14 protein-coding genes are annotated in these 15,229 nt (G+C 43.2%); all 14 read right to left on the bottom strand.

The window, feature by feature from the left end:
• Positions 1-567 precede the first annotated feature (567 nt).
• Positions 568-1,020, bottom strand: a complete 453-nt coding sequence (locus tag Phpb_RS05740; RefSeq protein WP_065389548.1) for a GNAT family N-acetyltransferase — start codon at positions 1,018-1,020, stop codon at positions 568-570.
• An 8-nt stretch (positions 1,021-1,028) separates the two neighbouring features.
• A complete protein-coding gene (rarD, locus tag Phpb_RS05735; RefSeq protein WP_065389547.1) occupies positions 1,029-1,919 on the bottom strand; it encodes an EamA family transporter RarD in 891 nt (296 codons plus the stop codon).
• 111 nt (positions 1,920-2,030) lie between these two features.
• Positions 2,031-2,501, bottom strand: coding sequence for a thioesterase family protein (locus Phpb_RS05730; RefSeq protein WP_065389546.1), 471 nt, complete (start codon positions 2,499-2,501; stop codon positions 2,031-2,033).
• Between the two features lie 257 nt (positions 2,502-2,758).
• On the bottom strand, positions 2,759-3,709 hold the full coding sequence (locus Phpb_RS05725) for a nucleotidyl transferase AbiEii/AbiGii toxin family protein (RefSeq protein ID WP_065389545.1): 951 nt from the start codon (positions 3,707-3,709) through the stop codon (positions 2,759-2,761).
• Positions 3,702-4,097, bottom strand: coding sequence for a DUF6088 family protein (locus Phpb_RS05720; RefSeq protein WP_036809950.1), 396 nt, complete (start codon positions 4,095-4,097; stop codon positions 3,702-3,704). The genes Phpb_RS05725 and Phpb_RS05720 overlap by 8 nt, the downstream gene beginning before the upstream one ends.
• A 163-nt stretch (positions 4,098-4,260) precedes the next feature.
• Positions 4,261-6,663 carry a GNAT family N-acetyltransferase gene (locus Phpb_RS05715; protein WP_065389544.1) on the bottom strand — a complete coding sequence of 801 codons (2,403 nt, stop codon included), beginning with the start codon at positions 6,661-6,663 and terminating at the stop codon, positions 4,261-4,263.
• Positions 6,663-7,964 carry a lysine N(6)-hydroxylase/L-ornithine N(5)-oxygenase family protein gene (locus tag Phpb_RS05710; RefSeq protein ID WP_065389543.1) on the bottom strand — a complete coding sequence of 434 codons (1,302 nt, stop codon included), beginning with the start codon at positions 7,962-7,964 and terminating at the stop codon, positions 6,663-6,665. The genes Phpb_RS05715 and Phpb_RS05710 overlap by 1 nt, the downstream gene beginning before the upstream one ends.
• A gap of 32 nt (positions 7,965-7,996) precedes the next feature.
• Positions 7,997-9,541 carry a pyridoxal phosphate-dependent decarboxylase family protein gene (locus tag Phpb_RS05705; RefSeq protein WP_065389542.1) on the bottom strand — a complete coding sequence of 515 codons (1,545 nt, stop codon included), beginning with the start codon at positions 9,539-9,541 and terminating at the stop codon, positions 7,997-7,999.
• A gap of 175 nt (positions 9,542-9,716) precedes the next feature.
• A complete protein-coding gene (fhuF, locus tag Phpb_RS05700) occupies positions 9,717-10,493 on the bottom strand; it encodes a siderophore-iron reductase FhuF (RefSeq protein WP_046395008.1) in 777 nt (258 codons plus the stop codon).
• Positions 10,494-10,669: 176 nt separating this feature from the next.
• Positions 10,670-11,482: an ABC transporter ATP-binding protein gene (locus Phpb_RS05695; protein ID WP_065389541.1), complete on the bottom strand. Its 813-nt coding sequence runs from the start codon at positions 11,480-11,482 to the stop codon at positions 10,670-10,672.
• Positions 11,482-12,525, bottom strand: a complete 1,044-nt coding sequence (locus tag Phpb_RS05690) for a FecCD family ABC transporter permease (RefSeq protein ID WP_065389540.1) — start codon at positions 12,523-12,525, stop codon at positions 11,482-11,484. Before Phpb_RS05690 ends, Phpb_RS05695 begins: the two co-directional genes overlap by 1 nt.
• The gene (locus Phpb_RS05685) at positions 12,512-13,525 is read right to left on the bottom strand and encodes a FecCD family ABC transporter permease (protein WP_065389539.1); all 1,014 of its coding nucleotides are present in this window, start codon (positions 13,523-13,525) and stop codon (positions 12,512-12,514) included. Before Phpb_RS05685 ends, Phpb_RS05690 begins: the two co-directional genes overlap by 14 nt.
• Positions 13,522-14,538 carry an iron-siderophore ABC transporter substrate-binding protein gene (locus tag Phpb_RS05680; RefSeq protein ID WP_065389538.1) on the bottom strand — a complete coding sequence of 339 codons (1,017 nt, stop codon included), beginning with the start codon at positions 14,536-14,538 and terminating at the stop codon, positions 13,522-13,524. The genes Phpb_RS05685 and Phpb_RS05680 overlap by 4 nt, the downstream gene beginning before the upstream one ends.
• A gap of 68 nt (positions 14,539-14,606) precedes the next feature.
• A partial coding sequence (locus Phpb_RS26560; protein ID WP_240492406.1) for a TonB-dependent siderophore receptor occupies positions 14,607-15,229 on the bottom strand: 623 nt, incomplete at its 5' end.

The following is a 15,229-nucleotide window of genomic DNA, read 5'->3' as shown; positions in this document are numbered from 1 at the left end:
TTGATGCCTTTTTGGCATCGTTTTCATCACAGCAAAAACCAGGAAGACAAAAAATGAGTGTAGCACTATTATGAAATCTTATTTATACGGCCGCCATAATATATTGTATTGTGGCGGTCATAATAGAGATATGAAAATAATACGTTAATACGTTAATACGTTAATACGTTAATACGTTAATACGTTAATACGTTAATACGTTAATACGTTAATACGTTAATACGTTAATACGTTAATGATTTAATAATATTTTTGTGAAGTATTGGGTTTTATTTTAAAAAAATTGATTATTGAGTGGAAACAATCTTAACATTATTATAAAATGCTTAAATTGGAATGCTTTCTGTGTTAAAAGAAGCTTTTACTATCATTTTCTACATTTAATATGGTTGAAGTTTTAATTTCTTTAATTTAAATATTATTAACCTTAACCCTACAGTTTTATATTAAGTGTGAAAACAGGATGAATTAAATCAAAATATTTTTTGAAAAAAAGTATTTGATTGTTAAAGATAAAATAGATGTGACGATAAAAGGCATTAATTTAAAAAATAGAATTAGCTTATTTCATCGTATGTATTTAATCATACGAATTGCTGTTCCTAATTGAGTATATTCTTTTCCCAAATATTTAAAGCCAAGGGCAATATAAAACCCTTCTGCTTGCGGATTAGCCATCACCTGTAATGATGCTTTGCCTTTTATATAAAGGTCATTCAATGCGATTTGCACCAATTGCTTGCCAATGCCTTGATGCCAAAAGGTCGGTTCAACAAATAATCCATCAAGTTCAGTATTTCCATCAGATTGAGGCAATACAACACTGAACCCTAGAATTACGCTAGCTTGTTCTGCAACGTAAACATACCCTGCTTCAATATGTTTCATCGGCAGTTCTATCATGTAGGGATTTGCTAGTAATAATTCTCTATCTTCTTCCCACATAAGAGATGCACGTAATTGGAGCGCTTCAAGTGCGATCTGTTCGGTTGTATTGGCTAATCTGATGGTTATTCTCATTTAATTTGCTATCTCTGCGATCTACGCTGTGTATACACTGCATCCAGTGTAAACAGCACTAATGCAGCCCAGATAAAGCCGAAAGTGATCAGACGGTCAGTGCCTATGTGTTCACCATAAACCAAGGTTGCTAGCAAGAACATCAGCGTTGGGCCGACATACTGGAAGAAACCCAGTGTAGACAGACGCAAATGGGCAGCGGCTTCGGTGTATAACAGTAATGGCACAGTAGTAATAATGCCTGCGGCAATCAGAAATAAATTGAGAGTTGCTGAGTTATTACTTAGATCACTGGTTGGGGTGTTGGCAAAACCAAATAGGTAAATGGCGGCAACCGGCAGTAACCACAGTGTTTCAATCGTCATGCCTGTTTGAGCGTCAACATTCATCTTCTTACGCAGCAGGGCATACAGAGCAAAAGTGATGGCCAAACTTAATCCAATGACCGGTATAGAACCAAATTGCCATAGCTGGATTAATACGCCGGTGAAAGCTAGAATAACCGCAGCCCATTGCATGCGGCGGAAACGCTCACTCAGAAACAGCATGCCGAATAAGACGTTAACCAATGGGCTAATAAAATAACCCAAGCTAGCTTCCAGCATATGACCGTGGTTCACCGCCCAGATGTAAATCAGCCAGTTACAGGCAACGACAGTGGCCGTTACGGCCAGAAATAATACTTTTTTAGGTTGATGGAAAACCTTGGCTACCTGTGACCAGTGACGAGTTAATGTTAGCAGTAGCAACATAAAGAAAAATGACCAAATAATACGATGGGTCAGGATTTCGTCAGCAGGTACTTGCTGGATATGTTTAAAATAAACTGGCGCGATTCCCCAGATAAAACAGGCACCGAAGGCGTACAGTACTCCTTTGGTAGTTTGTGGCTTATTCATATCGTCCTGATGCTAATAAAATTAGAAGAAAAGTAATGGGTTTTTAGCCCGTTAACATAGAAATAATATGTCACCGGGCTGAATATTACGCAAGCGATTAAAATTATATTGTCATCCTACCAGGTAGGTCGCTGTTACACTGGCGATATGGTCTCTCTGCTCATTATGTAGTTCCGCTCTGGCGACAGAAACTTTGTTGCCATTACGGATAATGCTACTGGTGGCGGTAAATAGTTCACCGCGGCCGGGCCGTAGGTAATCCACGCGTAAATCAATTGTTCCCATTATTGATAATCGTTTTTCTAATTCTTCTAGTGATGCGGGTACCAAACGGGTCAAAGCGTTACCGATACAGACCAATCCACCACATACGTCCAGCACTGAGGCAATTACACCACCATGTAAAATTTTTTGTGCGATATTACCCACTAGTTTACTTTGGTTACGGAATTGTATTTCTACGTAATCTTGTTCAAATCGGATTAGTTCAAGTTCTAATAATTGGTTAAAAGGCATATCATGAACAAAAGCATGACCAATCACTTGCCGGGCTTCTTCCAGGGTTAGTAGTGTTGTAGACATTTAATTTTATTCCTAAATAAAGATATATGTTACCAATGTGACTTTGTATGGTTAATGGCTTGTTAATATTATGCTTTTATTGCTAACCTTGCCAGCTCATAAGGAATGTCTGGTAATAATCTGAATAAACATAATTGAATACAACTATAGGTAAGCTGAAACGGATCTGTGCTTTTTTTCGTCACGCTTGGTTTTGGGACTCGAATCAGGACAAACACTGTCGGATAAGATACCAACATCCGAGCATATCCCTGGCTCTATGCATCAAGCACATCTAATGCCGTTCGGCGGAAACAGGTACAGGCTTCTTCCCATGAGACCAGACGTTCATCAAACACCATTGGCACGACGAATTGTTGATAGCGCTCTTTATAAACAGGATTATTCACTAACTCTTCCAGCCCCATTTTTAGTTCTTCAATGGGAGATTCGCAGAACTGTGGGTACTGGTTACCGTAACGTTCAATATCCTGCTTAATGCATTCCTGTACAAAGCGCTTTAATACAGGGATATCAGATCCTTTTTCTCTGACAATACAAAAATTGTCGTAGATATGGCGTACCAGTGACTCATCCACTCCACGCTCCAGATGCCGCATACTTGCAGCTGTTCTGCGTATCATAGAAATCAGCTTTTCAGCCTGTGTACTGGCGATGGTGGCACATGGAAAAGCGCCCACCACTTCGCCCTTGTTCGTCAAATCTGTTATCAGTGAACGAATATCACGAGCTTCCGGTGCTTCAAGCAACTCCGTTTCCATCAATTCCAGTTTGATAAATGGTCGTAAGCAGGGAGCTTGTGCGTATACTTGCGGGTAACGCACTGGAATCTCATTGTAACGATATTCATCCCGAGTGACTTTAGGATGCTCTTCATCAAAACGAAAAGTACCCGAAGCCATAATCGTTTCAGTAATTACCTGAATAATATCTTTACGGATATTTTTACGCTGATTCCTGGAGTATTGTTGTGAGAAATCAGCGACAGGAACCAACTTGATATCCACATCTTCTGACATCCTGTTCAAGGATATTCCCGCTTTCGACAGCGCAGTTCCTCCGGAAAAAACCAGTTGATGGGTATAAAAGGTCAAAGGCCCGAGTAGACGCAACAACTCAACGATGTAATGATCTTTCTCTACAATTGCGACAGATTCAATCCCCAACGCATCTGCAACATCAGGGAATAATTTTGTTAAATCATCCATTTAATTTGCTGTTCCCTACTGACAAGATTCTCTTAAAACGCGGTGAAGTTTTGATTTCCAGCGAAGCGGGGATCTGAGTGGATTTACCGTTATTGTAGGCACTGCTGGCCCCTACCAGGCGATAATCCACTTTCAGAAGTTCCAGTGCTTCAATCACCACCGCAGCGGAACCACCGGGTGCCGCAGGCATTAACTTCCCGGTAATCGCGTTTTGCCGCGCTTTGGTATAGATCCCATAACCCACTTTTAGTAATTGCCCTTCTTTCACTAGTTCGCGAAGTGCTCTACCAACCTGATCGTAGCCTGAGAGATCTTTGAAATCGTCACGAGTGAAAACATAACGCTTTGAGCGTTTCAGTCGTGACTGAATACGAGTTTTTGTAGTCATGCCGTCCTCCTTTGGCTATTTTTTCATCATAGCAAGCATACGACATTTTTAACAGCAAACATTTGTCAGCGGTCTGAGGCAGTACTGTAGGTACTGCCTTATATAGAATAGTGAGTATGTTACGGATGAAGCACCGTTCTCCATGCTCATTGATAGCTCTATTTTACGAATGACCAAATTTGGCGATTGGGTTAATCAGATTATCAGCAAACTGTAAACTTTGCGCCGGATCAGCTAAATCAAGCATCTGGCGGTTATTCGCTATTTGCAGGCGGTTTAGACAGCAGCGTTTAATCTCCGGTGTAAACAGATCGTAACGCACAAATTGTTCACTCAATTCGGGATGGTTGTGCTGATAGCTTAAAATACAATCTGCTACGGCTTGCCAGAAAAGATCCTGTGAATAGTCACCCTGTTCATCCAGTATGGCAGCCAGATAGCGGAATATACCGTCAAACACATCAGATAAGATGGTCAGTGTTTTCATCTCTTCTGGCATGTCTACTTTGACTCGGCTCGCTTTTTCCGGTAAATCGGCGTCGGGATTCATGACCAGAATCTCTTCCGCTAAATCTTTCATGAAGATGTGCTGTGGAACATGGTTTTCCAATACCATGATGATGTTTTCGCCGTGTGGCATAAACATCAGATCATAAGCGTACAAACAGTGTAACAGCGGCGCAAGATAACTCTCTAAATAGCGGCGCAACCATTCTTGAGTGGACAGGCCGGATGCTGAAATTAACGCAGGCAACAGGGCATTCCCTTGCTGATCACTGTGCAATAACGCAGCCATCGTCATCACTCGCTGCCCAGGTTCAATTAATTGCAATGGGTTTTCTCGCCACAGTGCCGCCATCATTTTTTTGTAAGGCGTATCACTACTGATTGCTTGCTCGTAATAGCTGTTTTTGAATCCAACACTGGCGACTTCTCGTAGAATTTTAAAACGATAATGTTGCAAGATCGGATCTTGTGTTACCAAATCGAATAGCCAGTCATTAATGCCCGGTGTCGTCGCCATGTAATAAGGTGATAAACCGCGCATAAATCCCATGTTCAGAATGGATAACGCCATTTTCACATAATATCGCTGAGGATAAGTGCGATTGAATAAGGTACGGATCGATTGTTGTGCCTGATAGGTATCAGTACCAATACCAAGATAGACCAATTTCTGATTAGCGATATCAGGCGCAAATATTGATGCCAACTTGTTCTGCCATTGCCAAGGGTGAACTGGCATCAGGAAATAGTCTTCGGGATTAAGGTTAAGCGCGATCAACTGCCGGTCAAATTCAGCTACTGTGGTTGTGCCTAGCTCTTGTTCCAGCAACTGTTGATAGTTGAGTTGCTCTATACAAGCAAAATGAGCTTTGCTCTTATGTGCGGCCAGCCATACTAAATGCATAACAGAGGCGGCTTCGGGACTAAAGTTCTGAAAATCACCGATATCAAAACCAATCCGGCCATTATTGGCGACGAAAGAGGGGTGCCCTTCCATCATCTCCCCTTCCAACGCCTGAAAATCAGTGTTCACGAGATCCATTGCACTGATACCGATTCTATTATGCTTAAAAGCGCTGCTATAGAGAGTACTGGTAATTTCTTCCAGATAGGTGGGCATGACGACATCGCTGATGCCAAGCTGTTGTTTAAACTCAATAATGAATAGCAAGGAATCGAGTTCTACAGCTTCCCCGTTGGCATGTTTCTGTAACGAATCGGCATCAATCAGCCAGTGATCCAGTGCCATACGCCGCGCCCGGAAAGTATAGCTGACCAAGAGGTCAGCACTATCCAAACGGTAATGGTGATATCCGTCACTGTCTGCTTTTTCAGTTAACTGTTGAGGTGCGAGTAAACATTCATGTGAAAATTCAGAAATAGCTTTACACAAGTGCAGACGATTAACTTTTTGCCAGACGGCGGGTTGCAAATGTGTGGCATTTGTCACCAATGAGCCCAGGGGAGTTGATGTTGTCGCTTGGTATTCCCGCTGTAACGCAATCTGGTGCTGTTCTCTGGTACAAAAGGCCAATTTGGCTGTTTTATGAGGTAATACCAATGCCTTCTGATAAACAAAACCCGCCCGTAGATTAAGTTTATGAATTTTCTCATTATGTATATTAGGCTCAACGACAATTCGAGCCACGGCAGGATCGCTGAAAATAAAGGCCATGATGGTTTGGAAAATTCCCCAAGTAAAATTCTTGATTTTTTCTTGCGGCGGGGCAACCAGAATATGCATTCCCATATCATCTGGGCGTGCTGGATAATATTTTCCAATCAGATCATCTTGTGCGCGATAACATTCTAATAGAAAAGCAGGTTGTTCCCGATAGATGCCAATAAATACACTGCCAGGATGGTTGGATTCTAAATCATGATAAAATTCCCATACTTGTTGTTCGGTATTATCTTGCATTCCCCAATAATGAGCATAATCCCGGGTAACCCAGTTAGTTAATGTAGGAATATCCCGTTCCAGATCCAGTGGACGTAATGCAAAGCTGCCTATTTCAGGCAGGGATTTTTCAAACAGGGTAGGATTAAAAACGGACATTAGCATGCTCCTTCGGTGTCGACGCTGAACTGCTGGAAAGCGATACTTTTCTCAATCGGGTAATGTTCAATACCGGTAATTTCATAAATCAGGCACGAGTTACGATAGCAGGCCATCCCCAGATCCGGCGTGACGAAACCGTGGGTATGTAATTCCACATTCTGTATGAAAATGGTGTTGTTCTGATCAATGCTGTAGTTACGTTGTACACCATAACGCCCTTTTTCATCCCAATGGATAAGGTGACGTATACCTTCAATAAAAGTTGGAATTTGGTATTGATAGCCGGTTGCCAGAACGACCCCTTCTGTGTCGAGAGAAAATGCTTTCTCCTGCTCGTGTTGGAATAATGCCAATGTTAGGTCACGGCCATTGTTAGCATGGCTAACTTGTTGTAATTCACTATTAGTATATAAATTAACGTTTAATTCACCGTTTAATCGTTTGGTGTACATTAAATCGAAAATATCATTGATTAATGAACTGTTGATACCTTTATAAAGCTGCTTGTGGGACAGATTTAATGCATCACGCTTTTCGCCCGGGAGGCTATAGAAATAATCTACATATTCTGGTGAAGTCATTTCCAGAGTCAGTTTGGTATATTCCAGCGGGAAAAAACGTGGTGAACGGGTAAGCCAATTAAGCTGATAATTGAATTTATCAATATCGCTGAGTAAATCGTAAAAAATTTCCGCGGCACTTTGTCCACTACCCAGAACGGTAATAGATTGTTTTTGTTGTAAGGCTGCTTTGCTCTTCAAGTAATTACCTGATGTCACCATCTGATCAGAGAAGGGTTGGCAGCACTTTGGAATATAGGGTGAAGGCCCGGTACCCAATACCAATTTTTTACAAATAAATTGGTGTTGTCGCCCAGTTAACGTATCTGAACAATGTAGTGTATATAGCGAAGCGTCTTCATCATAACTGATTCTATCAACGCGAGTGTTAAAGCGTAAATTGGATAACTGTTCTGCTGCCCATTGGCAATATTGGTTGTATTCTTTACGCATCAGGAAAAAACTTTCCCGGATATAAAAGGAATATATTCTTCCTTTCTGCTTAATATAATTAAGGAAGCTAAGTGGGTGAGTGGGTGATGCCAGGGTCACTAGATCTGACATAAACGGGGTTTGCATGGTGGAGTTTTCCATCATCATTCCCGGATGCCAGTCAAAGCCCGGTTTTTGATCGATGAACAGGCTATGAACATCTTTTAGCGGCTGAGTTAAACAAGCCAGTCCGAGATTAAAAGGGCCTATGCCAATGGCGATAAAATCATAAAGACGAGTTGTCATAATTTCTCCTGGTGAACAGTATTAATCTTCGTTTAGTTGTTATTATGGGTTGCCAGAAAATCGTTTCCGTGCATTACGATGCTATGCACAATTTCTTGTAGATGTTGCTGGTTTGTTGCCGGGTTAAGGAAAGTAAATTTCAGATATTGTCTGCCATTAACTTTGGTACCCGCAATGACCGTATTGCCTTCACGGAATAGCGCCTTACGAATGGCTGCATTGACGGCATCAATATCTGTGGCGGGTAATTTTTGTTTAGGAATAAAACGGAAAACCAAAGTACTTAACTCTGGATAATGGATAAGTTCAAAATAGGGATTCCGCGCCATTAATCGATAGGCATCCTGAGCGGTATCGACAACTTTATCAAAAGCTTGTCCAAGTCGTTTTGCGCCCATAATTCGTAATGTCAGCCACATTTTCAATGCATCGAAACGACGAGTTGTCTGGATACTTTTATTGACCAGATTAGGTGTGCCTTCTTGTAACGCACTTAGCGGATTCAAATATTCGGCATGATAAGTCAGATGGGATAAGTGTTTCTTATTTTTGACGAAGAAAGCACTGCAACTGACTGGCTGGAAGAATGACTTGTGGTAATCCACCGTGACAGAATCCGCTAAATTGATGCCTTCCAGTAGATGAGCGCGACGAGGCGAAACCAGTAAACCGCATCCGTATGCCGCATCCACATGTAGCCAGATACCATACTGCTTGGCGATAGCTGCGATAGGGTGAAGTGGATCAATACTGCCGAAATCCGTGGTGCCGGTTGTCGCGACAATGGCGAGAGGAATGTTGCCTTGTGCGATACATTGGTTAATGTTTTGTTCCAATGCTTGAGGGTCCATACGGAACTCACTGTCATGAGGAACAGAGACCACGGCGTTGTACCCCAAACCAAGGATAGCGGCGGCCTTTTGTGTACTGAAATGGCTGACTGTCGAGGTAAAAATACGCAGTTTATGAAAATCCGCCGGCAGACCATGTAGCTGATTTTTATGTTCAGGATCGCGTTGATGACAAAAATGGTCCCGTGCTAGTAGCATTGCCATCAGATTTGATTGGGTGCCGCCACTAGTAAAGATACCATCGGCATTTGTACCTAATGCCATTTTATCTCGTGTCCAGTCGAGAACTTTTTGCTCTATTAGTGTCCCGCCAGCGCTTTGATCCCAGGTATCCAATGAGGAATTAATCGCGCCAATAATGGTTTCAGCCAGAACGGCGGGTAATACCAATGGACAATTAAGATGGGCGACATACTTTGGATGATGAAAATAAACAGCATCTTTAATATAAAGTTGCTGCAACTCATCTAAAGCCTGGTTTAAAGAGGTAAGGGGGAGATCTAAATTCACTTTAGAAAATAGTGGAGATAACTCATTGGGTAATATCCCACTGAAAGGCTTATCCACCTGCTGTAATATTCTCTTTATTCTGGTAATGACATTATAAGCGTCATCAAGATAGTCTCCAGCACTATGCATATTTAAGAAATATCTGGAAAAATCTTCGTCCGTTATATGACTATCTTTTGTGAGTGAATGGTCTAATAGCAGAGTGTCTCCGTACATTATATATCCTTGTTATTTCATATATAGGTTGTAATTTGGTTATTGCCCAACATAATTGATTTTATTATGTGTAATATTTGGTTAGATTAAATAATTTTTGAATAATAGCGCGATTAAATCATAATAATCTCTTTCTGCCGGAACAGATAAGAATTAAAAATTATAGAATAGAATGTTAGTGTCTACTTTCTACCTTGGATTCCAAAGGGCAATCATGGCAATTACCGACGCCAGGCAGTTTATTTCTTTGGCAACAAGTGCGACGCTGCATATTGTTGTGCCGTAAGATAACAGTACGATAAAGTGGATTATCTCTACCATCGGGTAGTTGTGGTTCCATGAAAAGACCATTTATAATCTCTTGATATAACTTGCTATTTATTCTTGTGCTGAATTCAGCAAGATACCAATGCATAATATAACCGATATTATTCCATAGGAGCCGTCCATTTATCCCTTGATATGATTCGATCTTTTCACATACCGGAATAATATGGCGATCCAAGAGAGAATAATGACGATGGAGTAACGATGAAGGTGTTTCATTCAACCAAGTTAAATGATAGTAAACAATATCTGGCCTGCCACTGTCATGGAATTCAACCCGAAAAAGATTGTAATGAGTATCCACTGCTTGTGGATATTCCAGCAGCATTAACATCATCGGGGGAATAACCAAACCAAAATACCATTGCGCCCATAAAGAATACAGCGCTTTTTGGTTAGGTTTTATATTGTTGTCACCGTAGTATTCATCCTGATAGCGCTGAATTAATACCGGAAATTCTCTTGTATCTGACCATTGGGGGAAACTCATGCTGGCAACAGGGATATTATCTGCATTTACTCTCATGGTGGCAGTAAAATGGCTAAACGTTTGTTCAAATAACTGGATAATATCTTCAATTACCACTGTGGTTAAAGGGGTAATTGAATCGTTTGTATTTGACACCACCAACTCCCTGTTTGCATGTTCATACTGCCTGATTGTAGTATCTTACATATGACTAATCATTGTAAATATAATTATGATAATTATTATTATTATCATTGTCATTATCAAGTGGTAAATCTTTTGGGCGCCTATATTGCTTGTTAATACAGCAATATAGGCAGCTCATTCCCGGCTCAGATCGGATTATATTTTGGAATAATCAATGGCTTACCTGATTCTGGATCACAAATAATACGGCAAGAGAGGCCAAACACATCGGCGATACTCTGTTCGTTGATAATCTCTTCTGGTACCCCTTCGGCATAAATTTTACCATCTTTCATCATAATTAAATGTGAAGCGTAACGTAGTGCCAGATTAATATCGTGCAGTACCAGTACCAACGTTTTTCCTTGTAAATGTAGACGCTGACAGAGATCAAGCATTTCAATCTGATGAGTGATATCCAGATAAGTGGTTGGTTCATCTAACAGTACGATCGGTGTTTGCTGTGCCAATGTCATTGCAAACCAGGCGCGTTGACGCTGGCCGCCGGAAAGTTCATTCACTAACCGATGTGACATGTCTTGGAGCTCGACTGCATGTAAGGCTTCATTAACGATTTGTTCATCTTCTGCTGACCACTGCCGTAAAAAGGATTGGTGAGCGTAACGCCCACGTGAAACTAAATCGTATATGGTCAACGCTTCGGTGATGACTGCCCCTTGTGTTAGCAGAGATAGTTCACGTGCTACCGCTTTGGGTTTGTAATGTCGAATATTGCGCTCATCGAGCAGAATTTCACCGTGCTGTGGGGGGATGCCTCGGCTAATGGCGCGTAGCAGGGTCGATTTCCCACAACCATTTGGGCCAATGATGACGCTGAATTCACCATCACGAATAGCAATATTCAAGCACTCGACAATCGTCTTTTTTCCGTATGCCAGAGAAAGATCTTGGGCTATCAATCGTGAAGCGCTAGTTGGGGAATTCATCTCAAGTGACATTACTTGGTTCTCCTTAATTCAGCGTACAGCAAATACATCAAATAGACACCGCCTACCCCTGCGGTGATAACGCCTACTGGCAGACGTGCCGAAGTAGGAAGCAGCAAAGTAATTAAATCAGAAGCGAGCAGTAATAATGCTCCCACTAATGCGGAGCAGAACAGAGCAGCACCTTTTGCCCGTACTAAGCGGCGGGCAATTTGCGGCGCGGAAAGTGCGATAAACGCTACCGGCCCGACAACCAGTACCGCCATAGAGGCCAGTAATACCGCCAGTAATAAACTCATAAGCTGAATGGTACGGACTGGTACACCGAGCGTATTAGCAACTTCATAGCCGAGATTGACGTAGTTTAATTGCCGTCCTAACCAAAGGAGAAAGGGGACAAACAGTATCGTGCCATAAATTAACCCAACATCTTGCCAACCTCGGTTGGCGAGGCTACCGTGCAGCAGCGAAGCGAGTTGTTGTGCTTGCTCAAGGCGTACATTCGAGATAGCGAAATTAACAAATGCCATGCAGAGAGCGGCGATAGCGATTCCAGAGATGACAATCTTGGTTGTCTGCATCTTTCCAGAACTATTAATGTTCCCGGCGTAGACCAACAATACTGCAAAGCTGGCTCCTAGCAGCGCACCTAAAGGAATCGGTAATACTCCAGGCCAGATGATGAGTGTGGCGACGATGCCAGCAGCAGCGCCGGCATTAACGCCGATAATATCTGGGCTGCCGAGTGCGTTGCGGGTCGTTAGTTGAAAAAGTGAACCTGAGAGTGCCAGAGTTGCACCCGCGCCGATAGCCACTAACGCGCGGGGTAAGCGTAGCTGTGTGAGAATAAATTCCTGATAAGGGGTTGAGGTTGCTAGCCACGGGTTATCGATACCTTGCTTACCCAGTACCAAAGAGAGATAAAACAGCACTGCAAGCAGTAACAATATCAATAAGATGGCTCTTTGAGTCCGCTGTGGAGGTACAAGAAAAACAGCGGTTCCCAACATAAAGGTTCGCGTTTTTGCCGGTCTAGATAGGTTAATCCGCGACATAATTAACTCCACGATGGGTTTTGATAACCAGATAGAGCAATGGCCCACCGATTCCCGCGGTGATAATTCCCACCATGATCTCGCCGGGCGCTATCACCAACCGCGCCAGTATGTCGGAAGTAAGCAAGAGGCAAGGCCCGGCGAACAAGCAATAGGGCAGTAGCCAGCGGAAATCGCTGCCAACTAAAGCCCGCATCAAGTGAGGAGCAGCCAAGCCAATAAAGGCAATAGGGCCTGCCATCGCTGTCGCCACCGCGGCCAGCATGGTGGCGGAAATAAGCGACAATACGCGGGTGCGGGCGACATTAGCGCCAAGTGAGCTGGCGATACCTTCACCAAACACCATGACATTAAGAGAGGAGCTGAGTGAAAGGGTTAATATCAAAGCAAATAATAGATAAGGTATCAGCGAACTTGCTTCTGCCAGAGACATTGCACTGAGCGATCCAATGGTCCAGAAGCGATAGTTATCCAATACATGGGCATTCATTAATACAATGCCTTGGACAAAAGCAAATAAGCAGGCATTAATGGCGGCACCGGTTAATACCATGCGTGCTGGATTGCTATTACGTTGTCCGCCACTGAGTAGGTAGAACAGCAATGTGGCCAGACTTGCGCCAATAAATGCTGTCCAGAAACGCGAAAGTTCATCCAGCATGGGGATGAAAGAGAAACTGACGACTACCGTGGTAGCTCCGGCGTTAACACCTAGTAAGCCCGGTTCAGCTAACGGATTACGCAGCAATCCTTGTGTTACGGCCCCGGAAAGCGCTAGTGCGGCGCCGGCCATGATGCCGATTAACGTGCGCGGTTTGCGGGCATTGATGACTAAATCACTATAGCTGCCGCTGTCGCCTAACCAGTAGTGATGCCATATGGCTGATAGCGGTAACGTTTTGGCGCCCAGACTCAGACTGGCAATAATACAAATGAAGGTCAGCAGTATCATGAGACCTAGGCCAAGCAGCAGTAGGAATCGGCGTTTAGGATTTGTCATGATGATTTAATGGCCTCTGCCAGAATCGGCATAAATTGTGCTAAACCCCAGCGCAAACTGAGCGGAGTGCCGTAAGACATGGCAACAACCAATGATTGGTCGGTTAGTGGGATATAACCGCCCTGATGTACAGCTCGGATGGATTGAAACAACGGCTGTGCTTCCACTGCCTTACGCTCTTGTTCATTATTGAACCAAGTTATTAAGATATCAGCATCATTAAGATAATCCGCATTTTCCAGTCCTATATTGGCGGCGAAACTGCCGAAGGGATCGGCCAGTGTGCTGACCGATGGCAGTAACGTTAAACCAAGATGGACTAAGGTATCGACACGAGGATCGCCTTTGATGTATACCGATAGCATATTACTGCTGATACCCGCCTTGATATAGGCGAAAGTATAGCGGTTGATATGTGGGATGGTATCGCTTGCCTCATGTAATATGGTATTCAGCTCGCTGGTGAGTTGTTCTCCTTGCGACTGTTTATCTAGCGCCCGAGCAATTAATTCAATCTGTTGTTGTGGTGTCGTAAGCCAAGGGTGAGACGGATAAGCGATCACTGGGGCGAAATGTGACAAATGGTCATAAATCTCTTGGGTGATGCCTGATTGGGTTGCCACGATCAGATCAGGCTTAAGGTTAATGACTTTCTCAATGTCCAACTCAGGGTACATGTCTATTACGGTGGGTAAAGTTCCGCCACGCTGTTGCACCGCTTGTTTAAACCACGGTAGATAGCCTTGTTCATCTCCGCCCCAACGATGGGATTCAATACCGATCGGCACGATACCGAGATCCAGTACGATATCTTCGGCTCCCGCACCGAGGGCGACAACGCGCTGAGGTTGATGTGTAATCACCGCTGTACCCAATACGGTAGTAATTTGTTTGGGATAGCCGGGCTTATCTGGCGGTGCATTGTTTGTACTGGCTGGTTTATCACAGCCAGCCAACAGAATGAGTAACAGCATCAGCGGTACGGCAAACCCTTTGCAACGCTTCAATTTCATTGTTTGCCTTCCTTCAAATAAATAGAAACATAAGGTTCGCCGTCCGCAGTGTCATTACGACTTTAAACTCAGAACTTATAACGCAAGATCGCTTCAATGTTGCGAGGTGCGCCATAGTAATACTGAGAATATTGGCCGAACTGAGTGTAGTAAGTCTTATCAAAGACGTTATTCAGGTTAACCGTCAAAGAGAGATCCGGTGTGAATTGATAACGGCTCATGAGGTTCACCACAGCGAAACTGTTTTGTTCCGCTTGCATGGATGTTTTTCCAGGCCCATCAACGGTCAACCAGGTTTTATCCTGCCAGTTAACACCACCACCGATGGTCAGATTGCTCATCGCACCTGGAAGGGTGTAGGTGGTAAACAGTTTAAACAACCTGTTTGGCGTATTGGTATTGATTCGCACACCATTAGGATCTGTTGCCCGGAATTGCGTGTAACCAGTATAAAGACGCCAGTTATCCGTCAGTTGACCACTGACTTCTGCTTCGAACCCGCGGGTTTTGGTGCCGTCTATTGCATAGTAAGCGATGGAATTATCCGGCAACTTCACGGTATCTGCCTCTGGCAGATTATCCTGACGGATTTCAAACAGTGCTAGCGAGTAATCGAGACTATTATCGAAAGCGACACCTTTTAGACCCGCTTCATAGTTTTGTCCAGATACTGGGGCAAGTAACTGATTGT

It is taken from the genome of Photorhabdus namnaonensis (genome assembly GCF_001684335.1).
Taxonomy (GTDB): domain Bacteria; phylum Pseudomonadota; class Gammaproteobacteria; order Enterobacterales; family Enterobacteriaceae; genus Photorhabdus; species Photorhabdus namnaonensis.
This window is presented reverse-complemented; position numbering and strand designations above follow the sequence as displayed.

What these genes read in the sequence shown, in the direction of transcription:
- Phpb_RS05730 (WP_065389546.1), bottom strand. Translation starts at nt 2,501, where the DNA reads ATGTCTACAACACTACTAACCCTGGAAGAAGCCCGGCAAGTGATTGGT.
- Phpb_RS05705 (WP_065389542.1), bottom strand. Translation starts at nt 9,541, where the DNA reads ATGTACGGAGACACTCTGCTATTAGACCATTCACTCACAAAAGATAGT.
- Phpb_RS05715 (WP_065389544.1), bottom strand. Translation starts at nt 6,663, where the DNA reads ATGTCCGTTTTTAATCCTACCCTGTTTGAAAAATCCCTGCCTGAAATA.
- Phpb_RS05680 (WP_065389538.1), bottom strand. Translation starts at nt 14,538, where the DNA reads ATGAAATTGAAGCGTTGCAAAGGGTTTGCCGTACCGCTGATGCTGTTA.
- Phpb_RS05720 (WP_036809950.1), bottom strand. Translation starts at nt 4,097, where the DNA reads ATGACTACAAAAACTCGTATTCAGTCACGACTGAAACGCTCAAAGCGT.
- Phpb_RS05685 (WP_065389539.1), bottom strand. Translation starts at nt 13,525, where the DNA reads ATGACAAATCCTAAACGCCGATTCCTACTGCTGCTTGGCCTAGGTCTC.
- Phpb_RS05710 (WP_065389543.1), bottom strand. Translation starts at nt 7,964, where the DNA reads ATGACAACTCGTCTTTATGATTTTATCGCCATTGGCATAGGCCCTTTT.
- Phpb_RS05690 (WP_065389540.1), bottom strand. Translation starts at nt 12,525, where the DNA reads ATGTCGCGGATTAACCTATCTAGACCGGCAAAAACGCGAACCTTTATG.
- rarD (WP_065389547.1), bottom strand. Translation starts at nt 1,919, where the DNA reads ATGAATAAGCCACAAACTACCAAAGGAGTACTGTACGCCTTCGGTGCC.
- Phpb_RS05725 (WP_065389545.1), bottom strand. Translation starts at nt 3,709, where the DNA reads ATGGATGATTTAACAAAATTATTCCCTGATGTTGCAGATGCGTTGGGG.
- Phpb_RS05695 (WP_065389541.1), bottom strand. Translation starts at nt 11,482, where the DNA reads ATGTCACTTGAGATGAATTCCCCAACTAGCGCTTCACGATTGATAGCC.
- Phpb_RS05740 (WP_065389548.1), bottom strand. Translation starts at nt 1,020, where the DNA reads ATGAGAATAACCATCAGATTAGCCAATACAACCGAACAGATCGCACTT.